Genomic DNA, 22,944 nt, shown 5'->3' with positions numbered 1-22,944 from the left:
GTATATGCGACTGTTACTGGTTGAGGACGATGAAATACTGGGTGATGGACTGGTCGAAGGCCTGAAAATGGAAGGTTATGCGGTTGACTGGCTAACCAACGGCAAGCTGGCCGACGAAGCGCTGAAAATTAACAGCTATGAATTGATCGTGCTGGATCTGAACCTGCCGGACATGGAAGGCCTCGATATTTTAAAGGCGTTGAGAGCCCGCAAAGATGAAACGCCGGTGATGGTGTTGACCGCCAAGGATACCGTTTCCGATCGCGTGCTGGGCCTGGATAGCGGGGCCGACGATTTTGTGATTAAACCGTTCGAGCTGGACGAGGTTTGCGCACGATTACGCGCATTGGCGAGAAGAAACGAGGGCCGCAGCGTGCCCAATATCGAGTACAAAGGCATTGTTTTGGACCCGGCTTCGCACCAGGTGACCTGGAACGATGAAAAAGTCGATCTGTCGCAAAAGGAATTCGAGATATTGAGCTTTTTAATGAGCAATATCGGCCGGGTTATTTCCCGCGCCCGGCTTGAAGAAAGCCTGTACTCATGGGATTCGGATGTGGAGAGCAATACCGTCGAGGTCCATATCCACCACCTTAGAAAAAAACTCGACCCGTCAATTATCCGCACCGTCAGGGGTGTGGGTTATATTATCGATGAAGATTAGGATTAACTTTAATAATGGAATACGAATAAAAAAGGCGAAAGATGAAAGGCAAAGGGCAAAAAACACTTTTCGCCCTTTGCCTTTCGCCTTTCGTCTTGTGCCTATCAGTATTTACCAATCTAACCCACATTCCATTTCCCTAATTGCCAAGCAATCACACCGAGAATTAATGAATTATTCGCTGCGCCATCTGCTGTTGTTTAGCCTACTCTCCGCATCCATGCTGATCTGGGGAGTGACGGCCTACATGAGTTATAAAGTCACCCGCGACGAAGTCGCCAGCCTGTTCGATGCGGAACTGGCGCAATCGGCCAAAGTGCTGCATGTGTTTGTGGAAAGCCTGGTGCGGGAAGGTTCATTATCCAAGCATTGGGCGCAAGCGCAAACCGACGACCGGCTGCACGTCAACACCCGGCGCAAGCGCAATACGGAAAGCGCTTTTCAGCTCTGGGCCAAAGGCGACGGCTTATTGCTGCGCTCGGAAAATTCGCCGGAATTTGCGGTTCTCGGCGTCAACAAAAAGAATATTGACGATCAATTATGGGATGTCTTCGACGGGCTTTTGGAAGCCAGCTCGTTAGGCCATAAATACGAACGAAAAATCGCTTTCCAGCTGTGGTCCAAAAACGACGGCTTATTGCTCCGTTCGGAAAGCGCGCCGACCTTTGCCTTTTCCTCTGCGGCTAACGGTTTCAGCGAAACCAATATCGATGAACATTTGTGGCATGTGTTCAGCATTTCCAGCTCAAACGACGAATATATTATTCATGTCGGTCAAAAGGAAGAAATTCGCGCCGAATTAACCGATGAAATATCGGCGCAATTGGTCATGCAATTCCTGGTCGGACTGCCGATTTTAGGCATCGTGATCTGGATTATTGTCGGGCATTCGTTAAAACCGCTTAACCGGCTGGAAATAGCGTTATCCAGGCGGGAAGCCAGTTTTCTTAAGCCGCTATCCAGTAAAAAACTGCCCAAGGAAATCATCCCCGTCGTCAATGAGATCAACAACCTGTTTGCCCAGCTTGAGCAGGCTTTCGAACACGAGCGCCGGTTTACCGCCGATGCCTCGCACGAATTAAGGACGCCTTTGGCCGGACTACTGACCCAGGCCCAGGTCGCGCTGCGTACCGGCGATGAAACGGTCCGTCATCAGGCTCTCAGGAGGATTGAACAAGCCGTTAACCGCATGACCTACATGGTGCAGCAGCTGTTGACCTTCTCGCGCATTGAATCGGGAACCGAGTATTTAGCCAAAGAAACAACGGTGCTCAGCCGTGAAGTGGTGCGAATCATTGCGGAACTGGACCCCGAAGCGCATAAAAAACGGATACACATGGAATACGATGAAGCTAACGCGGTACCCATCGTAGCCAACACCTTGCTGATCAATATTTTGATCCGAAACATTATCGACAACGCGATCAAATATACGCCGGCTCACGGAATGGTAAGGGTCAGCTTAACGGGCAAGGAGCATTGCGTGGAGCTGTGCGTTGAAGACTCGGGGCCCGGCATCGCGCCCGATCAATATGAAAACTCGCTAAAACGCTTTCACCGCTGCGTTGAAACCGCCAATAAAGCGCAAGGCACCGGCCTTGGTTTTTCGATCGTGCAGCGCATTGCAACGATACATGGCGCCGAACTGGTTCTGGACGAGTCCGAATTCGGCGGCTTGAAAGTGACCGTCGTGTTCCCGTTACCGGCCACCCGATCTGTCGTTAAAAAGAATGTGGGTAAATTAAGTTTTTTTACCATCAAGAAAAGCTCTTGAGGGGCATGTTGCCCGGTTCGAAATGTTTTAGTGCGGCAGACCTCCCAAGAACGTTATGGACGCGTTTGGCAGCAGAGCTTATAGTCAGGGACGCAAGCTTTGCTTGCACAGGCAGGCGCAGGCCTGCACTCCTGCCGAATTCACGCACCAATGACCTACAAGCCGCCCTAAACAAAGAGGAGTAAACCGATGAAAAAAACTATTCTGCTAGCCGTCCTGGCTGGAATCGCCGTATCCGCCCTGTCCTTTTCCTGCATCGCTCAAGCTGAGCCCGACAACAACCTTAAGGTCGTTATAATCCGGCATGGTGAAAAGCCCGATCCCGGCGACAATCTGTCATGCCAGGGCGAGAATCGCGCCCTGCAACTCCCGGCGGTTCTGTACCAAAAATTCAACATCCCCGATTATACTTATGTCCCTACGCTGGGGCTGGGCAAAGCGACCAAACACGCCAGAATGTTCCAGACGGTTAGCCCATTCGCCATTAAGTATAATCTGACGGTCGACAGCAAATACGAGGAAGACGATTATTCAAAAGTCGCCAAAAATGTACTGGAAAAAACCGGTACGGTTCTGATGGTCTGGGAACACAAGGCGATTCCGCATATTGCCGAGCAGCTGGGGGTAAAAAATCCGCCTTCCTGGCAAGGTCAGGATTTCGACAGTATTTGGGTCATCACTTACCCGGAAGGAAAGGCCGAATTGTCTATCGACCAGGAAGGACTCAAACCGTCGGCAGACTGCAACTTTTAAAAATAAACCACGAATAATCGATCTCCCTAAGTTTCCAAAACAACAATACGATCATCGTCATCCGCAATTTTGCTTCAAAGTCGTCATGCTGCGGGGATTAGCTCCTTCCGCATGGCGGCTTGGCTAACATCAACCTAAGGAAGCGCTGAACAAATCGATTCCGCTCATGGTTCGACAAGCTCACCACGAACGGAATCAACAATTTACCGTTCGTCCTGAGCCTGCCGAAGGACTTAATCAGCGCTTCCCTAAATCATCCGGCTCCTCAATAACCGGATTGACCAGCGTCCCGATACCCTCAATTTCAATCCGGGCGGTTTGCCCCGGCAGCATATAGCCGCGCGGCTTCATTTTTACGCCAACCCCGGCCGGCGTGCCTGTGGCGATCACATCGCCCGGCTCCAGTGTCATCGCTTGCGACAAATAAGCGACCATTTCATAGCAGTTGAAAATCATGTTCCGGGTATTGGAGTTTTGCCGCAGTTCGCCGTCTATCCAGGTTTTTAGATTCAGGTTATGCGGGTCGGTAATTTCATCGCCGGTCACTATCCACGGACCTAGCGGGCCGTGGGTATCGAACGATTTGCCCAAGGTAAAGGTCGGCGAACGAAACTGCCAGTCGCGCACCGAAACATCGTTGGCGATGGTGAAGCCGGCAATGACTTGATGCGCCTTATCGACCGGCACATGGCGGCAGCGGGTGCCGATCACAAACGCCAGCTCGCCCTCATAATCCAGCTTATCGGAGACTTTGGGCCGGTGTATCGCATCGCCGGGCCCGATCACGCAGGTGCTTTGCTTGGTGAAAAAGCTGGGGTATTCCGGCTTATCCAGGCCGGTTTCGTCGATATGGTCGGCATAATTCAGGCTAACGCCTAAATACTTGCCCGGCCTTGGCACCGGCGCATGCAGCTTGACCTGCTCCAGCGCGATACGGCCCAAGCCGCTGTCGATCTGCTGCCGCATCGCATCCAGCGCGTCTGCGCCTGAGCTTAGAAATTCAAGCATCGTTGCCGGGATTTTAGTATTATTTTTGCCGTCAACGACAAAGCCTTCAACGACAGCGCCTACACGGGTTTCGTGATTATGAGTAAAGGTTACCAATTTCATAAGTTAAGCTTATCCGTACAATTTTAAATGCCGCTATTGTAAACGTAAGAGTTTGTGCAAAAAAAAGATATAATTAATAATTTTTTAACGCAGAGGATCAGAAGATGAACGAAAACTGGATTGCTCCATCCATCCTGTCAGCCAATTTCGCCAAACTGGGCGAAGATGTCGACAATGTTTTAAAAGCGGGCGCGGATATTGTGCATTTCGATGTGATGGACAACCATTTCGTACCTAACCTGACCATCGGGCCGTTGGTTTGCGAAGCGCTGAGAAAACACGGCGTAACCGCGCCGATTGACGTGCATTTGATGGTTGAGCCTGTCGACCGCATTATTCCCGACTTCGCCAAGGCCGGCGCCAGCATTATCACGTTCCACCCCGAAGCCTCCGTGCATATCGACCGCACCCTGCAATTGATTAAAGATTGCGGCTGCAAGGCCGGACTGGTATTCAACCCAGGTACGCCGCTGCATCATCTGGATTACGTGATGGATAAACTGGACATGATTTTGCTGATGTCTGTTAACCCCGGTTTCGGCGGCCAGTCATTCATCCCTTCAGCGCTGGATAAGTTGCGTCAAGTCAGAAAAAGAATCGACGACAGCGGCTTCGATATTCGCCTGGAAATCGACGGCGGCGTTAAAACCGACAACATCCGTGCGATTAAAGAAGCCGGTGCCGATACTTTCGTGGCAGGTTCGGCGATTTTCAGCCAGCCTGACTACAAAAAAGTGATCGATGACATGCGCGCTGAATTGGCTAAAGCAGGCTAAAGACCAACAATGCGCAGGGTGGATTGCCTAACGGCGAATCCACCCTGCGCATTCATTCTTTAATGTTAAAAATGGCTAACAAAAGAGCTACAAAAATGAAAACAACGCTTTATCCAATCGAAGAGCTACACAAGAAGCCATGCAATTTATTAACATTAAAACAAAAACTAAAGTTATTGCATTGGCGTTACAAGAGTTAATTAATAAAAATAAAGTTGCAGAACTAAAATTTTATAAAGGTAAGGTAAACCTCAATTTTGACCTTGATTCGCTTAGAAAGCGCAATACACATCCTGATGATAGTTCTGTATTTTAAAAGCGGCCTCACTTGCCGAACTCTATATAGCTGAATAACAAATGACTCCTGAACAATTCAATCACTATGCCCTTCAGGGCTACAACCGCATCCCGGTTTGCCGCGAAGTGCTGGCCGACTTGGATACGCCCTTGAGCGCCTACCTGAAACTGGCCGACGGCGCTTATTCCTATTTATTCGAATCGGTGCATGGCGGCGAGCAATGGGGTCGCTATTCGATCATCGGCCTGCCCTGCAAGACCGTCGTCAAGATCACCGGCAACCAAATCCGCCTGGAACAAAACAGCGAGCTGCTGGAATCGGTCACCCACGACAACCCGCTGGTCTGGATCGAGCAGTTCAAGGAACGCTACAACGTTCCCGACATTGACACCCTGCCCCGTTTTAACGGCGGCCTGGTCGGCTATTTCGGCTACGAAACCATCGGCTATATCGAGCCGAAGTTGCGCAGCACCGGAAAACCCGATCCGCTGGGCAATCCCGACATCCTGCTGATGGTGTCCGAAGAAATGCTGGTGTTCGATAACCTGTCCGGCAAAATGCTGCTGCTGACTCACGCCGATCCTGAACAAGACGATGCCTACAATCGTGCTGTTGCGCGGGTGGATGATTTGGCCGTCAAACTGCGCGAACTGCAAGCCAAGCCGGTAAAGAATCACACGCGCAACAAAGTCGAAGAGTCCGATTTCATCTCGGGCTTTACCCAGCAAGGCTTTGAAGATGCGGTACTGAAAGCCAAGGAATACATCACCGACGGCGACATCATGCAGGTGGTGCTGTCGCAACGCATGTCCATCCCGTACACCGCTTCGCCGCTGAATTTATACCGGGCCTTGCGTTGTTTGAATCCTTCGCCGTACATGTTTTACCTGAACCTGGACGATTTCCATATCGTCGGCTCGTCGCCGGAAATCCTGGTCAGACTGGAAGACAACATGGTCACGGTGCGCCCGATAGCCGGTACCCGCCGTCGCGGCGAAACGCCGGAGCAGGATCTTGAACTGGAACAAGACCTGCTGGCCGACCCAAAAGAACTGGCCGAGCATTTAATGCTGATCGACCTGGGCCGCAACGATGTGGGCCGAGTCGCGGAAATCGGCACCGTGCAGCTGACCGACAAAATGATCGTTGAACGCTATTCGCATGTGATGCACATCGTTTCCAACGTCACCGGACAATTGCAGCAAGGCGACAACGCGTTCGACGTACTGGCCGCAACCTTTCCGGCCGGCACCGTCAGCGGCGCGCCGAAAATTCGCGCGATGGAAATTATCGACGAACTCGAACCGGTCAAGCGCGGCGTTTATGCGGGCGCAGTCGGCTACATCGCCTGGTCGGGCAACCTCGATACCGCCATCGCAATCAGAACCGCCGTAATCAAAAACAACATGTTACATATACAAGCCGGTGCCGGTATCGTTTACGATTCCGTACCCAGAAACGAATGGGATGAGACCATGAATAAAGGCCGCGCAATTTTCCGCGCCGTGAGTATGGCCGAAGCGGGTTTGGAAGGGGAGCAGTCATGAGCGCCGTCAAAGTCGTCATGGTCGATAACTATGACTCGTTCACCTACAACCTGGTGCAATATTTCGGCGAGTTAGGCGCCGACGTGACCGTGGTGCGTAACGATCAGGTGACCGTAGCAGACATAGAAAAGCTCGCGCCCGACAAACTGGTGATTTCCCCCGGCCCCTGCACCCCCAAGGAAGCAGGCATATCCGTTGAAGCCATTTTAAAGTTTGCCGGAAAAACTCCTATCCTGGGCGTTTGTCTGGGACACCAAAGCATCGGTTATGCGTTCGGCGGCAATATCGTCCACGCCAAAAGCATCATGCACGGCAAAACCTCGCTTATTTTTCATAAGGATCAAGGCGTGTTTAAAGGCCTGAACAATCCGTTCACCGCCACCCGCTACCATTCGCTGGTCATCGAACAATCGACATTGCCCGATTGCCTGGAAATAACCGCCTGGACGCAGGATTCAGCAGGCAAACTGGATGAAATCATGGGCGTCAAGCACAAAGAGCTGGATATTGAAGGCGTGCAATTTCATCCCGAGTCGATCCTGACCGAGCATGGGCATGATATGTTGAGGAATTTTTTGGAAAGGTGATACACCTACGCACCAACGTCATAGATACCGACACATAATTAAGACAATAACACATCAACTGAAAGCATAAAAACCACGAAGGATACGAAGAATAAACTTCGTGCCCTTCGTGTCTTCGCGGTTAATCAATCAGGAGTGCATCATGAGTCGTATCGTCTGGCTATTCTTAAGCGCCGTATTGTTTGTATCAGCCACTCAGGCGAAGCCGTTAACCCCTGAACAGGTACCGGAACCGCTCAAACCCTGGATAGCCTGGGTATTGCAGGACAGCCCCGAACCTCCCTGCCCTTTTATCTACAACAGCTATGAGCAAAAACGCTGTAGCTGGCCTACCCAAACACAGCTGGATTTAACGACCGGAAAAGGCGTTTTTTCGATGATCTGGACTGTGTACCGGGACAGCTGGATTAGCTTGCCGGGCGACAAAACACACTGGCCGCTTAATGTGACGGTTAACAACAAGACCGCGCTGGTCATGGATAAAGACGGCATCCCGTCGATAAAGCTGACTGCGGGCTTGCAGCACCAAATCAAGGGCGAATTCTTGTGGACCGGCATTCCTGATAACTTAAAGATCCCTGACGACACCGGGCTGATTGAACTGCGCATTAACGGCGCGACCATACCGACACCAACCATCAAAGACGGGCAGCTGTGGCTAAAAGAAAGCGAGATAGGTCTGAAGAAACCGGAAAACATCCAAAACAGCATCGATATTCAGGTGTTTCGAAAAATCACCGATGACGTACCCGCCGAGGTTCTAACCCTTCTGGTGCTGGAAGTCTCCGGCGAGCAACGCGAGGTGAAATTGCCCCGACCTGTTCCAGACGGTTTTATCCCGCTGAGCTTGGAAAGCCCATTGCCCGCCCGACTGGAACCCGACGGGCAGCTGTTGATCCAGCTGCGCCCCGGTCACTGGCAAATCGACATACTAGCCAGAAACAGTCAAGAACTGAATGCGCTGCCGCTCGCTCTCGTTCCCAAGCCGGAGCTTGGGAACGAGCAATTACAATGGCCGGAATCGGAAATCTGGTCATTTGAAGCCCGCCCGCAACTGCGTGTCGTTGAAATCGAACAGCTCAGCGCCATCGATCCCAGCATGACCAACTTGCCTGACGACTGGAAAAACCTCCCGGCCTATAAAATCAACCAGGGCCAGGCTATGGGCTTTAAAACCATACGCCGCGGCGACCCGGAGCCCGAACCCAATCAACTTAATCTATCCAGAAAGCTATGGCTGGATTTCGACGGCGAAGGCTATACCGTCAATGACACGATTACCGGCAACATGACCCGCGGCTGGCGGCTGAACACCCTGCCGCAAACGCAATTGGGAAAAGTCACCTTAAACGGCGGCAACCAGTTTATTACCCAGGACAAATCCGGCAAGCAAGGCGTGGAAGTCAGAACCGGCTCGATAACGCTGGATGCCGACAGCCGCATTGCCGGCGCTGTCGGTTCCACCAGCGCCGTGGGTTGGGAGCAGGACTTTCACACCGTCCACGCCGAACTGAATCTGCCACCGGGCTGGCGTTTGCTGGCGGCCGGCGGCGTCGATAATGTGCCCGACAGCTGGATTTCCCGCTGGACCTTGCTGGACTTGTTCCTGGTGTTAATCTCGGCGCTGGCGACAGCCAGGCTGTGGAATCCTTACTGGGGAGCCCTTAGCCTGATAACGCTGGTATTGATCTGGCATGAGCCGGGCGCGCCTCATTTCGTCTGGCTGAATATTCTGGCCGCAACGGCCTTGATCAAGGTATTGCCGCAAGGCCGGTTTTTAAAATTCATGAACTGGTATCGCACTGCTTTCTGGCTGACGTTAATCATGACGAGCTTGCCTTTTATGGTGGAACAGGTGCGCACCGGGATTTATCCGCAACTGGAAAGGCCTTGGCAGGCATTCAATATACCCGGTAACGGTAACGGTATCGCAGGCAGGGCGGTTGAAATGAGTGCGCCTGCACCGGTCTCCGAAGCGCTCAGCGAGATGAAAGCAAAGGTGTTAAGAAAATCGATGCCGTCCGACTCATCCTATTATCCGTCCACACCGGTCGATTTTGACCGCATCGACCCTAAAGCCAAAGTGCAGACCGGCCCCGGCTTGCCGCAATGGCAATGGAACAAGGTGCGGCTATCCTGGAACGGTTCGGTCGATGCCGGGCAACAGCTGCATTTATGGTATTTAACGCCGACGCTGACTATGCTGCTCAATTTCGTCCGCGTGATTCTGGTCGCGGTGCTGGCTTTGCTGATGTTCGGCGTTGCGGAAAAGTTCAGCTTTAAAGGCTTGCGCTCTTCGACACCGTTGCTGCTGTGGTTCTTGCTGTTGCCTCTGCTGTCCATGCCGTCGCCCGAAGCGTATGCGGAGATTCCCGACAAAGCCGTACTGGAAGAACTCAGAAACAAACTACTGGAAAAACCGATGCCGCCGGACTGTTTGCCAAGCTGCGCGCAAATTCCGCAGATGAAAGTATCCATCACCGACAAGGAACTGGCGATTTCGCTGCAAATTCACGCCCACCAGTCCGTGGCCGTTCCTTTACCCGCCGAATATGAACAATGGTTTCCCAACCAGATCCTGGTTGACGGCAAAACAGCGCCGGGGCTTTACCGCGATAACAAGGGCTTGTGGATTAACCTCGGCGCAGGCGAGCATCAGGTTGTACTGAGCGGGACTGCACCTTTGCTAAGCAAATTTACCCTGCCCTTGCCGTTAAAACCGAACTGGGTCGGCATTCAAAATACCGGCTGGCAAGTCATCGGGCTACAGGAAAACGGCGAGGTTGACGATCAACTGCAATTTAGCCGGATAAACCGGGCCGAGCAGCAGAACGCAGCCGAACTGGAACCGGGCGCGCTGCCGCCGTTCGTCAGGATTGAACGCACCTTGCAATTGGGCCTGGACTGGCGGGTTGCCACCCGGATCGTTCGCGTTTCCCCGGCGGATTCCGCCGTGGTCTTGGCCGTACCTTTGTTGCCGGGCGAGTCGGTAACCAGCGCCGGTATTCGGGTCAAGGACGGCAAAGTCGAGGTGAATATCCCGGCCCAGCAAACCGAGCTGCAATGGGAATCCACGCTGGAAAAATCGGAAAAAATCGATGTTGTCGCTACTCAAACCGAGCAATGGATAGAAGCGTTGAAAGCGGATATAAGCCCGATCTGGCATGTTGAAACATCCGGCATCGCGATGATCCATCTGAATGACGGCGGGCAATGGTTGCCTGAATGGCGCCCCTGGCCGGGCGAAAAAATCACCCTGCAAGTAACGAGGCCCGAAGCGGTCGAAGGACAGACCCTGACCATCGATAACAGCCGGTTAAGCATCAAACCGGGACAACGCAGCCGGGAAGCCGAACTAAACATCAGTTTAAGAAGCTCGCAAGGATCGCAGCATACCCTGATCCTGCCGGAACAAGCCGTATTGCAAAGCGTCGCTATTGACGGGCAGAACCAACCGATCAGGCAGGATGGGCGAAAGCTTACCGTACCGGTTAACCCCGGCAAACAGCAGGTCTCTGTCAACTGGAAGGAAGCTGCCGGCATAAGCACCGTCATGACGACGCCGCAGGTAGACTTAGGCGCGGCCAGCGTCAACACAAACATCAATATAGACCTGGGCCAAGACCGCTGGGTATTATTTGCGATGGGACCGAAGCTGGGGCCCGCGGTTTTATTTTGGGGCGTGCTGATTATTATTTTTATGTTGTCGCCGGGCCTCGGCAAAATCCCGCTGACGCCATTAAAAGCCCGGCAGTGGTTTTTATTATTGGTGGGGCTTAGCCAGATTCCCCTTGGATCGGCAGGCGTTGTTATTGCTTGGTTAATGCTGCTGGGCTGGCGTAAGACGCAACAGGCTTCCGGCTTGCGCTATTTTAACGCGCTGCAAATTATCATCGGCGGCTTAACCGTGGTATCGCTGGGCCTGTTGTTTTTGGCGGTCGAGCAGGGGCTGCTGGGTTCGCCCGATATGCAGATCACCGGCAACCAGTCCTCGGCGTTCAACCTAAACTGGTATCAGGATAGAAGCCCGGCGACTTTGCCGATAGCGACGCTGGTCTCGGTGCCGCTGATAGTCTATCGATTATTGATGCTGGCCTGGTCGCTCTGGCTGGCGGTGTCTTTGCTCAACTGGCTGAAATGGGGCTGGGAATGTTTTTCCAGCAACGGGCTTTGGCATAAAGCCGCAAAGAAAGAGAAAGCGGCAGCCGTCGAACAAGAAGACAAGTGGTTAACCGATAATCAGAAAGATAAATAATTAACCACGAAGACACGAAGCTCTTATTTTCGCTTTCCTTCGTGTCTTCGTGGTGCATTAATCAACCTGCTACATTTTTAGGCCCAATAAAACCGCCATGTCAACCTTCCACTTCCAGCAATTTTCCGTACTACAACAACACTCGGGCATGAAAATATGCACAGATGCCGTGTTGTTCGGCGCGATGGCCCCGGTCACTCCAGGCGACCAGGTGCTGGACATCGGCACCGGCACCGGCGTGCTTGCGCTGATGGCGGCCCAGCTGGGCGCGGCGAAAGTGACCGCCGTGGAATTGACCGAAGAAGCCTTTAAAGAGGCCGACATCAACTTCAACAACAGCCCGTGGGCAAAAAGCCTTGAAGCCGTGCACCAGGATATTCAACGCTTTTCCTTAACAGGCGGCCGCCAATACGACTTGATCATCAGCAACCCGCCGTTCTTTGAAAATCACAACAAAACTACCGAAGTCCTCAGAAACACCGCCCGGCACACCGATCAATTGCCCTTTGCCGATTTGATCGGCATAGCAGGAAGCTTGTTAGCCCCACAGGGCTTGTTTTATCTGCTGATTCCCGCTCATGCGGTCGCCAAGTTTTCCGCCCAGGCCTTAGCCGCAGGGCTTTATTTGATCAATAAAGCCGATTTTCGGGGCTATGCGCATAACCAAGCCAAAATATCCGCACTGACCTTCAGCCGCACAGCAGCTTCGATTACGGTAAAATTATTGACGATTTATGAATCCCACAACGTTTATAGCCGGGACAGTGAAGCTTATTTGGCGGATTTTCTGTTGCGGTTTACCAATGGCCGGCAGCCAAACCTGGAAAATAAGTCAGCATAGAAATAGCGGATCGCCCCGTGGAAACGAAAGCATTTCCCAATAGCCAACGTTTATCCGGCTATAAAGACCGCTTTGAAAAGAGGCTATATCCTTACACGATTGGAAACCAATCGTTAATCAGTTTATGATTACATATCAGGATGGAATGCCTGATTTTCTTAACGGCGGTTTACACGGAACATTTCACTCTTCATATCCGATACTTTTTGAAGGTGAGATTTCCACGTTGATGACTGTAAACATAATTACAATTAAACGCAGTATCTAAACGAAATTAAGGATCTTATGGAAGAACTATTCATCGGCTGGCTAAAGGAATACGGTTACGCTATTTTGTTCCTCTGGAGCATACTGGAAGGAGAAATGGGGCTGATCATGGGGGGAATCATGTCTCATACCGGGGACATGCAATACTTTGTGACGATTTTTGTGGCGGGACTCGGGGGATTCACTGGAGATCAAATCTATTTTTACATTGGCCGCTTTAATAAGGGGCTTATACAGCGCAAACTGCATAGCCAGCGGCGCAAGTTTGCGATTGCGCATTTGCTTTTAAGAAAATACGGTTGGCCCATCATTTTTATGCAGCGCTATATGTACGGTCTGCGCACCGTCATCCCGATGTCGATTGGCATTACCAAGTATTCGGCAAGAAAATTCGCATTGATAAACCTTCTCAGCGCATGGGTGTGGTCCGCTATTACGGTAACGCCGGCTTATTTCTACGGGGAGGAAATATTGAACTTATTGGCCTATGCTAAAGAGCATTGGTATTTTGCGCTGCCGATAGCAGGGGGATTTCTTTATGCAATTCATGCCTATTTCCAAAAACTGGAACGTCATATCTTGCAAAAGCGGAATAACCGTTTTTCGAACGCCGAGACACAGGCGTTGGCCGACATACAAAAGATATAGCGAACGTCGGGCATGCTTTTGATGCCCGACATTTCAATGGGAGCTAGCCGCCCGTAATCCGGGCAATGAAACAGATATTGCCCGGCCACATTTGGAGTGGTTTTTGAATGTTTACCCGGTTAGTTGACAACGCGATGTCCGCGGTTTCTCATACAGTTGGAATAAGCCCTTTTATATTCAGATTCCGCATCAATACCTTGTTTAGCGCCGCCACCGATACCGCCTGCCGCCGCGCCTATCGCTGCTCCTGTTCCGGGACTCCCGGTTATAGCGCCTATAGCCGCGCCGCCGGCCGCGCCGATTAAGCCGCCCACGCCTGCGCCGATAGCAGCTTCCTTTGCAGTTCCGCCTGACGCATGGCTTGCAAGGTCTTTACATTCAGCCATGTCCTGGCTGATTCGGCCGGCATTAGGATCATTATAGGTATCGACTGTTGGCGTCCATCCGGTTTGACTGGCGCAAGCCGAAAGTAAAAGGCCGCCTGCAAAAACGAAACTGGTTGTTAGTTTTTTCATATTGATTACCTCTGGTGGAGTTGTTTTTTTTCAGGATAGCTAATTGTTCATGAATAAAATATGAACGCATCGGCACTATTGTACTTAATAAATTAATTAGCGCTTTATATATGTTTTCAGTATGGCGCGAGTCAATACTTTCAATCAATAAGTAATATCACTAACCGGTAAAGTCCAAGCTGTTTTTTTAGGGCTACAAATCCCTTAAAACCTGAAGCGGCGGCTTGTTAACCACATTTCTTACGCCCCAGCAGCCCGCCAAGCCCACAAACAAAGCGCCGGTTAACGGCGCTATGCCCCATAAATAGAAATTAGCACGGTACTCCATATGCATGACTTGGGTGTACAAAGCGTAGAGCATGGCCTCCGAGATGATGACAGCCAACAGGCCGGAAATCAATCCGAGCAGACTAAACTCGATGATGTGGGTTTTCCGTAGAAACGTGCGGTTGGCGCCCAGCGTCCGCATTAACGCCCCCTCATAAATACGGCTGTCCAAGCTTGCATATACGGCGGCGAACAATACGGTAAATCCGGCCATCAACGCAAAGTACAGCAGATAGTTTATCGCTTGGGTCAATTGCGCCAGAATGGTTTGAAATTGGCGCAAGATTAAATCGACTTCCAGAACGGTGGTGCTGGGATATTTTTTGACCAGCGCGTTTAAAACATCCTTTTTGGCCTCCGGCAAATAAAAGCTGGTGATAAACGTGCTGGGGAACGCGTCCAGCGTACCGGGCGAGAAGATCATGTAAAAATTCGGCTTCATCGTATCCCAGCGCAGCTCCCGGATGCTGGAAACCGCCGCTTCAAATTGCTCGCTGCCGACGGTAAACGTCAAGCGGTCGCCCAATTTTATTTTCAGGCTCTTGGCTAATTTCTGCTCGACCGAGACTTGTCCGGTTTGCGCATCCGCCCACCAGCTTCCGGCAGTGATGTTGTTTTCCTCCGGCAGCTCTTTGCTCCAGGTCAGGCTCAGTTCCCGATGGGTCGCGTTTTCGCCTTGCGAGTCCTTGCTGACGATTTGTTGCACCGGCGTGTTGTTGATCGCTACCAGACGGCCTCTGACTACCGGGTAAAACCGGCTGCCGTCGATTTGTTGCTGTTGCAGGTCTTGTTGAAAGCCTTGTTGCTGATCGGGAAAAATATTCAGCGCGAAATGATTCGGCGCATTAGCGGGCAACTGTTTTTGCCAATCCTCGATCAAATCGGTACGCACAATAAAACTGAGCACCATCGCCGTCAACGTAAGACTGAAAGCCAGTATTTGGCCGACGCTGCTCCCGATGTTTTTTAACAAGCCCTGCAAACCGAAACGCCAAACCAAGCCAAGATGCGGCAACAGCCTCCGGCTAAACCGCAGCAGGGCAAAAATAAGCACACCGAGCAGCAGCAACGCACCCAGGCCTACGCCGATAATGGTCACGGTCATTTTCAGGTCATCGGTATAGCGCCAGATCAATACGCCGATAATGCCGGTTGCCAAGCCGTAAATCAACCATGCGCTGCTGGGCAAAGGTTCCAGCTCGCGGCGCAATACCCGTAACGGCGAAACTTTTTTAAGACGCAATAGCGGCGGCAGCGCAAAACCCAGCAAAACAGCCATGCCGATAATAAAGCCGAAAAAAACCGCCAACAAACCGGGGCTGGCGACCTGCTGCGGCAATAGCGATCTTAATAAATGAAACAGCGCCTGCTGCGTAAACCAGCCCAACAGACAGCCTATCGCGCTGGCTACCAACCCCAAAACGACAAACTGGCTGCCGTAAAGCCGGAGTATTTCGTTCTGCTTGCAGCCCAGACAGCGCAAGATGGCCGTGGCGTTAAAATGCCGTTCGATATAGCGGCGGGTCGCCATCGCTATCGCCACGCCGGAAATCAAGATGACGACAATGCTGGACAAGCCCAGATAACGTTCAGCGCGTTCCAGCGCCGAACCCAGCTCAGGGCGGTCGTCATGGATGTCCATGATGCGCTGGGACGGATTCAACTGCGGTTTGATCCAGCGATTAAATTCGGTTAACGCCTTACTGTCGCCGCTGAACTGGAAGAAATAATGCACATGGCTGCCCGGCTGCAAAACGCCGGTTGCCTGCAAATCGTCCGCATTAATCATCACGCGCGGGGAAAAGCTGTACAAATCGCCGCGTTTGTCCGGTTCGTAGGTAATAATATTGCTGACGATGAGCTTAAGCTCTCCCACCGTTAACATGTCGCCGAGATTAAGCTTAAGCGCCGACAGGACGCGTTTTTCAACCCAGGCGGTTCCGGGTTTTGGCCCGGTGTGTTCGACGGACTCAACCGGCCCCTCACCGATAGTTTTTAAAAAACCGCGCAACGGATAAGCGGAACTGACCGCCTTAATTCCAGACAGCAACAGCTCGTCATGCTCAATCAACACGCTGGAAAACTCCAGCGTTTGCGCTTGAGCGAGATTGAGTTGCGCCGCCTTGGACAGCCATTCGGCAGGAATCGTGCTCGGGCTTGCAATCACCAGATCGGCCGCCAGAAATTCCGCCGCCTGCGTGGTCATCGTGCGTTGCAGGCGGTCTGCAAACAGCGATACCGCAGTTGAACTGGTAACTGCAATGATCAAAGCCAGCCCCAGTATCGTCAACTCGCCGGAACGGCTGTCGCGCCATAACAGCCGTAATGCCAAATTAAAACGTGTCATAAGTGTGCCTATAAAATTTATGCTTGGAATTCACCACGAAGACACGAAGAACACGAAGGTTTAAAAAGCTTTTAGTCAGGTTATTAGCCTTTCGATAGCCATCGAGATACTTGGCTGTAGTCATTAAGACGCGCCTGGCAACTTCGTGTTCTTCGTGTTTTCGTGGTGAAGCTATATAAAAATGCGCCCTGAATCCAATTTAATAATGCGTTGACAGCGAGCAGCCAGGGCTTGGTCATGCGTCACCAGGATCAACGTGGTGTGATTTTCCTGATTAAGCTCGAACAGCAAATCGATAATATGCGCGCCGGTTTTGCTATCCAAATTGCCGGTCGGCTCGTCGGCAAACAAAATAGCGGGCTTAGTCACAAAAGCCCTGGCCAGGGCCACGCGCTGTTGCTCGCCGCCGGAAAGTTTCTGGGGCGTATGCGATAAACGATGCGACAGGCCGACCCTGCCCAATAATGCGGCAGCTAAGGCTTTGGCGTTTCTGTCGCCGCTTAATTCCAGAGGCAGCATCACGTTTTCCAGCGCGGTTAATCCTTGCAGCAATTGAAAGGACTGGAACACAAAACCTATCAGTTCGTTGCGCATCGCCGCCCTACCGTCTTCGTCCATCGCGGTTAATAATTTCCCGTTCAGGCTGATGGTTCCCGAGGTCGGCATATCCAACCCGGCCAGCAGGCTGATTAAGGTTGATTTGCCCGAACCGGACGCGCCGACGATCGCAACACTCTCACCGGATTTGATTATCAAATCTATGGATGACAAGATATGCAATAATCCATCGGACGTAGTAACCGATTTACCCAGGTTTTCCGTTACGATAACGTCAGAATCCTGTTGGGAGCCGTTGTTTAATGATTGAGTTTGCATAATGACCCGTTTTTTATTTGCCGTGATAATTTCGTTGATGTCGATGACCGCTACGGCCAAGTCCATTGTTGTATTGGGCGATAGTATCAGTGCCGGTTACGGAATTGAAGTCTCGCAAGGCTGGGTGGCGTTATTGCAGCAAAAACTGGATCAACAAGGCACAGGCCATATCATCCATAATGAAAGCATCAGCGGCGACACCACCGCCGGCGGCTTGGCGCGGATAGACGCCGCCTTGGCCTTGCACAAGCCGGCCGTCGTCATCGTTGAACTGGGCGCCAATGACGGCTTGCGCGGTTTGCCGCCGGCCTTGATAAAAAGCAATCTTGCCGGAATTATCCAGCTCGCCCGGCAAAACGGCGCGAAGGTGCTGTTGCTGAGCATGAAAATTCCGCCCAATTACGGCAAGCGTTATATCGATTTGTTCTACACTATTTACCCGCAATTAGCTACGGAACTGGGCATCCCGTATGTGCCTTTTATTATGGAAGATGTCGCCCTGACCCAGGATATGATGCAACAAGACGGCCTGCATCCGAATGCCAAAGGGCAGCCGGTCATTGCAGATAAAGTATGGCCGCAACTGCTGCCTCTATTAAAATAATAAAACTTCAACAAGAAGAGAACCGCAAATGAAAACATTAACACTTGAAAAAGCCAATATCATTATCAACACTGCAACCAACAAAGCCCGCAAACTACACATGGCGCCGATTACCGTGGTGGTTTTGGACGAGGCCGGGCATTTAAAGGCCATGCAGCGGGAGGATGGCGCAACCGTCATCAGACAGCAGATTGCGACCGCAAAAGCCTGGGGCGCGGTCAGCATGGGCATCTCATCGCGCAGTCTGGCCAGCGTGGCGGAAGAAAGACCGGGCTTCATGAATGCACTGATAAACATAGCGGATGGACAAATCATGCCTGTTCCGGGCGGCGTTTTGATTCGCGATACCAAAAACCATGTGATCGGCGCAGTAGGCATCAGCGGCGACAGTTCCGACCAGGACGAGCGTTGCGCGATTGCAGGCATCGAAGCGGTAGGATTTATTGCCGGGATTTGAGTTCCTGAATATCAAAAACTTATCTCCCGCTCTAAGCCGGGATAACCAACCAAGCTGTCTGAAGATTTAACAAAAGAACGGAAAACCTATGTGCTGGAGTGGGGAAGCTTCAACTGTATTAGCGACTATCGGATTATCGAGCACCGCTTATTTTTATTATAAAAAAGAACCGGCCCCGCTTTGCTACGCCTTGGGCTTCTTTTCGTTAATGGAAGCCTTGCAGGCCTATACCTATACGGTGATTGACGATTGCGCCAACCCCGGCAATCAGGTCGCGACCTTGTTAGGCTATATCCATATCGCGTTCCAGCCGTTTTTTGTCAACGCGGTGTCGATGTATTTCATCCCCGAAAAAGTCAGGGATAAGATTTCCGCATCGGTTTATTTTATCTGTCTGGTAACGACGGTCTGCCTGTTGATACGATTGTATCCGTTCGAATGGGCGCCGTTCTGTTACGAGGTTAAAACCCGGTTTATCCTGTATGCCGAGTCGTTCAACGTGCCTTTTTGCGGCAGGCGGATCTGCTCTACGTCCGGCGACTGGCATATCGCCTGGGAAATTCCGGCGACGGCCAATCTGGTGCTGTTCAATATGTATGTTGTCGCGGCATTTGTGATGCCTATCTTCTACGGCTCCTGGAAAATGACCGCCTACCACATTGTTACCGGGCCGCTACTGGCTTGGCTGACCACCAGCAATCCCAACGAATGGGCGGCGGTCTGGTGCTTGTATTCGATAGGTTTATTGCTGCTGCTGGTCAAGACGCCGATACGCAATTATCTGCATGTACGCAGCTGGTTTTGGTGGAAGTATCTGAAAGCCTGAAAAGCTCTATCAGAGTAATTCTTAAAAGATTATCACCACGAAGACGCGAATAATTAAAACTTTTGCGCTGGTTCCCAAGCTCCGGCTTGGGAACCCAGTTAGCGAAGCTCCAGCTTCGCGACTCGGGAAGCTGGAGCTTCCAAGACTGCATTCCCAAGCTGGAGCTTGGGAACGAGCGAACCCCAACGAATGGGCGGCGGTCTGGTGTTTGTATTCGATAGGTTTATTGTTGTTGCTGGTCAAGACGCCGATACGCAATTATCTGCATGTACGCAGCTGGTTCTGGTGGAAGTACCTGAAAGCCTGAAAAGCTCTATCAGAGTAATTCTTAAAAGATTATCACCACGAAGACACGAAGAATTAAAACTTCGTGTCCTTCGTGTCTCGGCAACTGCTCCTGCGTTGCTCTACCTCCTGTATCCCTACAGTCGTTCGTGGTGAATAAAAAAACTTTTATTCGCCTGTGGGTAATGAGAAGTTACATATTCGATAACAATAAAGCTTAGTCCCGCGCCGGTCTTCGATCCGTACCACCGATTCCGGCTGCCAAGCCGGTACCGGGAAGGATGAGGAGATAAACAAGCTGCCGGGGCGCATTTCACGCCTGACTTTTTCGCCCAGTTCAGCCATGACCGCCGGGGAAAGAAACGCAAACACCACATCGTAACGGGCAAGCTTGCAGTCCCAGAAGCTGGCGCGTTTTACAGCCGCATTCGGCAGCTTGCGGCAACGCCAGGCGGTGATAAGCCAAGGTAGCGGCGCGCGTTCCCAGGCATCGACCTTCACTGCCGGCTGCTGCGCCAGCGGCGCCGCCACCGAGCCGACTCCCGCGCCAAGGTCGGCGAATACACCGGCATGTTCCCGTTCGACAATCGCCGCCACCGCATCCGCTACGGCGTTTGAGGACAAAAACAGCGGCACATCGCCCTTGACCGTACCCCAAAATACCAGCGCCAGCAGCAGCACGACCGACAGATACAGCCAGGAAGGCAGCTGCAAGGTGAGCATCGCGATTGCGATAGGCAGAAACAACAAGTGAATCGGGAACCACCAGTACGGCTGGCGTAAAACGACAGACCACAAGGCAGCTGTCGCGCCTTGTGCCAGCACCAACCGCCAGACGCCGTGAAACAGCGCCGGCGACATCCAGGCCAGAATCATCGTAAGCGCCAGACCCAGCGCCTGCGCGGCCAGCGCTTTGGGTAATGTTGTCAGGCTTCTTGCCCGCGGTTACTTTTTCGGGGAATCCGGTTTGGTCGCAGGAACATCGGGCACCGGCACAGGAACCGGGGCGGAAGCCGGAGCCAAGATTTTGGATACAGCGTCTTTAGCGGCCTGTTCCTCCAGGGCTTTTTGCCGGTTGCCTTCGCCAAACAGCGTAGCGGAAACCATAAACAACACGGTCGATATAACCAGGACTAAAAACCTGTCCGGTTTTTTCAAAAAGAATAAAGGCCATTTAGGCTTAATCATTCCGACAACAAAAAAAAGCAGGGTCCAGATCCCTGTATGAAAAGCGGCGGTTATCAGCATTATAATTACCCGTTAACTTACATTTAGATAGATTTAGATTATTATTAGTCGGGCGGTCGCGAGTCCATGCACGCAATCCAACACTGCCCGGCGTCATTTTAACGGTTTTACTTTAATTGTTGGCATTGCTTTTTCTCATTCGGTTGAAGTCCGGCACATCCCGTGTCAAAAAATCAGGGGGTTTTATGGGTGGTTTTGTTTTAGCATTTTTGGTTTTCGCTGTCTTGATGGTGTTTATGAGCGTCAAGTCGGTTCCCCAGGGCATGGAATACACGGTCGAGCGCTTCGGCAAATATACCCGCACACTGACGCCCGGCTTGGACTTTATCTGGCCTATTTTTGAGCGCATCGGCAACAAGATGATCATGATGGAACAGGTGATGGACGTGCCGTCCCAGGAAGTGATCACCAAGGATAACGCGATGGTCACCGTGGACGGGGTGGTTTTTTACCAGGTCATGGACGCCGCCAAGGCCGCTTATGAAGTCAGCCAGCTGGGCTGGGCCATCCTGAATCTGGTGATGACCAATATCCGTACCGTGATGGGATCGATGGATCTGGACGAGTTGTTGTCGCGCCGTGACGACATCAATGCACGGCTGCTGTCCGTGGTAGACGATGCCACCACACCGTGGGGCATCAAAGTCACCCGTATCGAAATAAAGGACATTGCCCCGCCCAAGGATTTGGTCGAAGCCATGGGCAGGCAAATGAAAGCCGAGCGCTTGAAACGCGCCTCGATTCTTGAAGCCGAAGGCTTAAGGCAGTCCGAGATTTTACGCGCGGAAGGCGCGCAACAGGCGGCCATCCTGGAAGCCGAAGGCCGCAAAGAAGCCTCCTACCGCGATGCCGACGCCCGCGAACGGCTGGCCCAAGCGGAAGCCAAAGCGACATTAATGGTGTCGGAAGCCATCGCCAAAGGCGACGTCCAGGCCATTAACTATTTTGTCGCGCAAAAATACATCGAGGCGTTAAAAGACATAGGCGCCGCCAACAACAGCAAACTGGTTTTTATGCCGCTGGACTCATCAAGCGTGATTGGCGCCATCGGCGGCATTAGCGAACTGGCGAAAGAAACCATGTCCAATAGCGCTAAAAAGAGCTGACATGGATCAATTAACAATTGTTTTCTGGAACTGGTGGGTACTGGCGCTCGGGCTGTTAGTCATAGAGCTGCTGGTCCCCGGCTTTTTCTTCCTGTGGATGGCGGCATCCGGCTTTGTCACCGGCTGCCTGCTGTTGCTGATACCTGTGATCGGCACGGACTTGCAGGTATTGATTTTTTCCGTACTGTCGGTTGCCGCGATCACTGTCTGGAAGCTTTACGGCAAAAAACATCCGATAGCGACAGACCACCCCTTGCTGAACAAACGCGGCGCTCAATACATCGGCCGAGTCTTCAGCCTGTACAAACCGATAGAAAACGGCGAGGGAACAATAAAAGTCGATGATTCGATCTGGAAAGTTCATGGCGAAGATTGCGATATATCCACCAAGGTAAAAGTCGTCGCGATTCGCGGCACGGTGTTTGACGTGGAAAAGGCTAAATAACGGTAAAGACGCGGTTGCGCCGGTTTGTTTACGATTACGCCGGCCCAAACCGCCTCAAGTAAACCGCTAAAATCCACTGCTCCCCTCCCCTCTTTCTACGCGCCACGTCCAACGCAAAATCAATCCTCCTGCCTCGTCTATTTTGACGATCCCGGCCTTATAACGCCGATAAAAGCAATTTTCTGTGTCGTGACAATGAAATGAGACAAAGAATAAGACGGGACGATTGCAAATAAGCTTCCACTGTATGCGTTACGCTGGAATAACGCTTAGGAACGTGCATGAAATAACTTGAGCAAGTTTTATTTTTCATTTTTTAACCATGAAGGACATGAAAGGTTTAAGTCTTCATGTCCTTCATGGTAATTGCCTAAATTAATTTATGCAC

The 22,944-nt window shown here is 51.8% G+C and carries 21 protein-coding genes; 15 read left to right on the top strand and 6 right to left on the bottom strand.

Annotated elements, in window-relative coordinates; all coding sequences use genetic code 11:
* Nucleotides 1-4: 4 nt before the first annotated feature.
* The 3 genes from V3O24_RS04275 (at nucleotide 5) to V3O24_RS04265 (ending at nucleotide 3,191) form a co-directional block, all read left to right on the top strand.
* Nucleotides 5-664 (top strand): response regulator, encoded by a 660-nt coding sequence (locus V3O24_RS04275; RefSeq protein WP_104424576.1) that lies wholly within the window; start codon nucleotides 5-7, stop codon nucleotides 662-664.
* A gap of 169 nt (nucleotides 665-833) precedes the next feature.
* Nucleotides 834-2,438: an ATP-binding protein gene (locus V3O24_RS04270; RefSeq protein ID WP_104424575.1), complete on the top strand. Its 1,605-nt coding sequence runs from the start codon at nucleotides 834-836 to the stop codon at nucleotides 2,436-2,438.
* 189 nt (nucleotides 2,439-2,627) lie between these two features.
* A complete protein-coding gene (locus V3O24_RS04265) occupies nucleotides 2,628-3,191 on the top strand; it encodes a histidine phosphatase family protein (RefSeq protein WP_104424574.1) in 564 nt (187 codons plus the stop codon).
* 237 nt (nucleotides 3,192-3,428) lie between these two features.
* On the opposite strand, the gene V3O24_RS04260 is transcribed toward V3O24_RS04265, so the two are convergent.
* Nucleotides 3,429-4,301, bottom strand: coding sequence for a fumarylacetoacetate hydrolase family protein (locus V3O24_RS04260; protein WP_104424573.1), 873 nt, complete (start codon nucleotides 4,299-4,301; stop codon nucleotides 3,429-3,431).
* A 104-nt stretch (nucleotides 4,302-4,405) separates the two neighbouring features.
* Here V3O24_RS04260 and rpe point away from each other — a divergent pair, with 104 nt between their 5' ends.
* From rpe to V3O24_RS04225, 7 genes are all read left to right on the top strand, one after another.
* On the top strand, nucleotides 4,406-5,077 hold the full coding sequence (gene rpe / locus V3O24_RS04255; protein ID WP_104424572.1) for a ribulose-phosphate 3-epimerase: 672 nt from the start codon (nucleotides 4,406-4,408) through the stop codon (nucleotides 5,075-5,077).
* 139 nt (nucleotides 5,078-5,216) lie between these two features.
* Entirely contained in the window at nucleotides 5,217-5,393 is a 177-nt protein-coding gene (locus V3O24_RS04250; protein WP_181049911.1) for a type II toxin-antitoxin system VapB family antitoxin, read from the top strand.
* A 41-nt stretch (nucleotides 5,394-5,434) separates the two neighbouring features.
* The gene (gene trpE / locus V3O24_RS04245; protein ID WP_331306332.1) at nucleotides 5,435-6,922 is read left to right on the top strand and encodes an anthranilate synthase component I; all 1,488 of its coding nucleotides are present in this window, start codon (nucleotides 5,435-5,437) and stop codon (nucleotides 6,920-6,922) included.
* Nucleotides 6,919-7,509 carry an aminodeoxychorismate/anthranilate synthase component II gene (locus V3O24_RS04240; RefSeq protein ID WP_331306331.1) on the top strand — a complete coding sequence of 197 codons (591 nt, stop codon included), beginning with the start codon at nucleotides 6,919-6,921 and terminating at the stop codon, nucleotides 7,507-7,509. Before trpE ends, V3O24_RS04240 begins: the two co-directional genes overlap by 4 nt.
* A 142-nt stretch (nucleotides 7,510-7,651) precedes the next feature.
* Nucleotides 7,652-11,764 carry a hypothetical protein gene (locus V3O24_RS04235; protein WP_331306330.1) on the top strand — a complete coding sequence of 1,371 codons (4,113 nt, stop codon included), beginning with the start codon at nucleotides 7,652-7,654 and terminating at the stop codon, nucleotides 11,762-11,764.
* A 148-nt stretch (nucleotides 11,765-11,912) separates the two neighbouring features.
* Nucleotides 11,913-12,605: a methyltransferase gene (locus V3O24_RS04230; protein WP_331306329.1), complete on the top strand. Its 693-nt coding sequence runs from the start codon at nucleotides 11,913-11,915 to the stop codon at nucleotides 12,603-12,605.
* 285 nt (nucleotides 12,606-12,890) lie between these two features.
* Complete coding sequence (locus V3O24_RS04225; RefSeq protein ID WP_104424567.1) at nucleotides 12,891-13,520, top strand: DedA family protein; 630 nt, start codon at nucleotides 12,891-12,893, stop codon at nucleotides 13,518-13,520.
* Between the two features lie 119 nt (nucleotides 13,521-13,639).
* Here V3O24_RS04225 and V3O24_RS04220 read toward each other — a convergent pair whose 3' ends face one another.
* The 3 genes from V3O24_RS04220 to V3O24_RS04210 all read right to left on the bottom strand — a co-directional run bounded on the left by V3O24_RS04220 (nucleotide 13,640) and on the right by V3O24_RS04210 (nucleotide 17,585).
* Nucleotides 13,640-14,035: a glycine zipper family protein gene (locus V3O24_RS04220; RefSeq protein ID WP_104424566.1), complete on the bottom strand. Its 396-nt coding sequence runs from the start codon at nucleotides 14,033-14,035 to the stop codon at nucleotides 13,640-13,642.
* A gap of 193 nt (nucleotides 14,036-14,228) precedes the next feature.
* Nucleotides 14,229-16,709, bottom strand: a complete 2,481-nt coding sequence (locus tag V3O24_RS04215) for an FtsX-like permease family protein (protein ID WP_331306328.1) — start codon at nucleotides 16,707-16,709, stop codon at nucleotides 14,229-14,231.
* A gap of 171 nt (nucleotides 16,710-16,880) precedes the next feature.
* Nucleotides 16,881-17,585, bottom strand: a complete 705-nt coding sequence (locus V3O24_RS04210; protein WP_104424564.1) for an ABC transporter ATP-binding protein — start codon at nucleotides 17,583-17,585, stop codon at nucleotides 16,881-16,883.
* Nucleotide 17,586: 1 nt separating this feature from the next.
* On the opposite strand from V3O24_RS04210, the gene V3O24_RS04205 reads away from it, so the two are divergent.
* The 3 genes from V3O24_RS04205 (at nucleotide 17,587) to V3O24_RS04195 (ending at nucleotide 19,472) form a co-directional block, all read left to right on the top strand.
* Entirely contained in the window at nucleotides 17,587-18,189 is a 603-nt protein-coding gene (locus V3O24_RS04205) for an arylesterase (RefSeq protein ID WP_331306327.1), read from the top strand.
* A gap of 28 nt (nucleotides 18,190-18,217) precedes the next feature.
* The gene (locus V3O24_RS04200; protein ID WP_104424562.1) at nucleotides 18,218-18,646 is read left to right on the top strand and encodes a heme-binding protein; all 429 of its coding nucleotides are present in this window, start codon (nucleotides 18,218-18,220) and stop codon (nucleotides 18,644-18,646) included.
* An 88-nt stretch (nucleotides 18,647-18,734) separates the two neighbouring features.
* Nucleotides 18,735-19,472 carry a DUF5765 domain-containing protein gene (locus V3O24_RS04195; protein WP_331306326.1) on the top strand — a complete coding sequence of 246 codons (738 nt, stop codon included), beginning with the start codon at nucleotides 18,735-18,737 and terminating at the stop codon, nucleotides 19,470-19,472.
* Between the two features lie 453 nt (nucleotides 19,473-19,925).
* Here V3O24_RS04195 and V3O24_RS04190 read toward each other — a convergent pair whose 3' ends face one another.
* Together V3O24_RS04190 and V3O24_RS04185 are read right to left on the bottom strand one after the other, a co-directional pair.
* Nucleotides 19,926-20,633, bottom strand: coding sequence for a hypothetical protein (locus V3O24_RS04190; RefSeq protein WP_331306325.1), 708 nt, complete (start codon nucleotides 20,631-20,633; stop codon nucleotides 19,926-19,928).
* 69 nt (nucleotides 20,634-20,702) lie between these two features.
* Complete coding sequence (locus tag V3O24_RS04185; RefSeq protein WP_104424559.1) at nucleotides 20,703-21,005, bottom strand: hypothetical protein; 303 nt, start codon at nucleotides 21,003-21,005, stop codon at nucleotides 20,703-20,705.
* A 185-nt stretch (nucleotides 21,006-21,190) separates the two neighbouring features.
* Here V3O24_RS04185 and V3O24_RS04180 point away from each other — a divergent pair, with 185 nt between their 5' ends.
* On the top strand, nucleotides 21,191-22,111 hold the full coding sequence (locus V3O24_RS04180) for an SPFH domain-containing protein (RefSeq protein ID WP_331306324.1): 921 nt from the start codon (nucleotides 21,191-21,193) through the stop codon (nucleotides 22,109-22,111).
* 1 nt (nucleotide 22,112) lies between these two features.
* Nucleotides 22,113-22,556: an NfeD family protein gene (locus V3O24_RS04175; RefSeq protein WP_331306323.1), complete on the top strand. Its 444-nt coding sequence runs from the start codon at nucleotides 22,113-22,115 to the stop codon at nucleotides 22,554-22,556.
* The last annotated feature ends 388 nt before the right edge of the window (nucleotides 22,557-22,944 follow it).

Origin of the sequence: Methylobacter sp. Wu8 (assembly GCF_036440755.1) — a bacterium.
GTDB lineage: Bacteria > Pseudomonadota > Gammaproteobacteria > Methylococcales > Methylomonadaceae > Methylobacter_A > Methylobacter_A tundripaludum_A.
The sequence above is the reverse complement of the archived record's forward strand: the minus strand, read 5'-3'. Positions and strand labels throughout refer to the sequence as shown.

Excerpts from the sequence above, each read along its gene's own strand:
- V3O24_RS04275 (WP_104424576.1), top strand. The coding sequence starts at position 5 with ATGCGACTGTTACTGGTTGAGGACGATGAAATACTGGGTGATGGACTG.
- V3O24_RS04270 (WP_104424575.1), top strand. The coding sequence starts at position 834 with ATGAATTATTCGCTGCGCCATCTGCTGTTGTTTAGCCTACTCTCCGCA.
- V3O24_RS04265 (WP_104424574.1), top strand. The coding sequence starts at position 2,628 with ATGAAAAAAACTATTCTGCTAGCCGTCCTGGCTGGAATCGCCGTATCC.
- V3O24_RS04260 (WP_104424573.1), bottom strand. The coding sequence starts at position 4,301 with ATGAAATTGGTAACCTTTACTCATAATCACGAAACCCGTGTAGGCGCT.
- rpe (WP_104424572.1), top strand. The coding sequence starts at position 4,406 with ATGAACGAAAACTGGATTGCTCCATCCATCCTGTCAGCCAATTTCGCC.
- V3O24_RS04250 (WP_181049911.1), top strand. The coding sequence starts at position 5,217 with ATGCAATTTATTAACATTAAAACAAAAACTAAAGTTATTGCATTGGCG.
- trpE (WP_331306332.1), top strand. The coding sequence starts at position 5,435 with ATGACTCCTGAACAATTCAATCACTATGCCCTTCAGGGCTACAACCGC.
- V3O24_RS04240 (WP_331306331.1), top strand. The coding sequence starts at position 6,919 with ATGAGCGCCGTCAAAGTCGTCATGGTCGATAACTATGACTCGTTCACC.
- V3O24_RS04235 (WP_331306330.1), top strand. The coding sequence starts at position 7,652 with ATGAGTCGTATCGTCTGGCTATTCTTAAGCGCCGTATTGTTTGTATCA.
- V3O24_RS04230 (WP_331306329.1), top strand. The coding sequence starts at position 11,913 with ATGAAAATATGCACAGATGCCGTGTTGTTCGGCGCGATGGCCCCGGTC.
- V3O24_RS04225 (WP_104424567.1), top strand. The coding sequence starts at position 12,891 with ATGGAAGAACTATTCATCGGCTGGCTAAAGGAATACGGTTACGCTATT.
- V3O24_RS04220 (WP_104424566.1), bottom strand. The coding sequence starts at position 14,035 with ATGAAAAAACTAACAACCAGTTTCGTTTTTGCAGGCGGCCTTTTACTT.
- V3O24_RS04215 (WP_331306328.1), bottom strand. The coding sequence starts at position 16,709 with ATGACACGTTTTAATTTGGCATTACGGCTGTTATGGCGCGACAGCCGT.
- V3O24_RS04210 (WP_104424564.1), bottom strand. The coding sequence starts at position 17,585 with ATGCAAACTCAATCATTAAACAACGGCTCCCAACAGGATTCTGACGTT.
- V3O24_RS04205 (WP_331306327.1), top strand. The coding sequence starts at position 17,587 with ATGACCCGTTTTTTATTTGCCGTGATAATTTCGTTGATGTCGATGACC.
- V3O24_RS04200 (WP_104424562.1), top strand. The coding sequence starts at position 18,218 with ATGAAAACATTAACACTTGAAAAAGCCAATATCATTATCAACACTGCA.
- V3O24_RS04195 (WP_331306326.1), top strand. The coding sequence starts at position 18,735 with ATGTGCTGGAGTGGGGAAGCTTCAACTGTATTAGCGACTATCGGATTA.
- V3O24_RS04190 (WP_331306325.1), bottom strand. The coding sequence starts at position 20,633 with ATGATTCTGGCCTGGATGTCGCCGGCGCTGTTTCACGGCGTCTGGCGG.
- V3O24_RS04185 (WP_104424559.1), bottom strand. The coding sequence starts at position 21,005 with ATGCTGATAACCGCCGCTTTTCATACAGGGATCTGGACCCTGCTTTTT.
- V3O24_RS04180 (WP_331306324.1), top strand. The coding sequence starts at position 21,191 with ATGGGTGGTTTTGTTTTAGCATTTTTGGTTTTCGCTGTCTTGATGGTG.
- V3O24_RS04175 (WP_331306323.1), top strand. The coding sequence starts at position 22,113 with ATGGATCAATTAACAATTGTTTTCTGGAACTGGTGGGTACTGGCGCTC.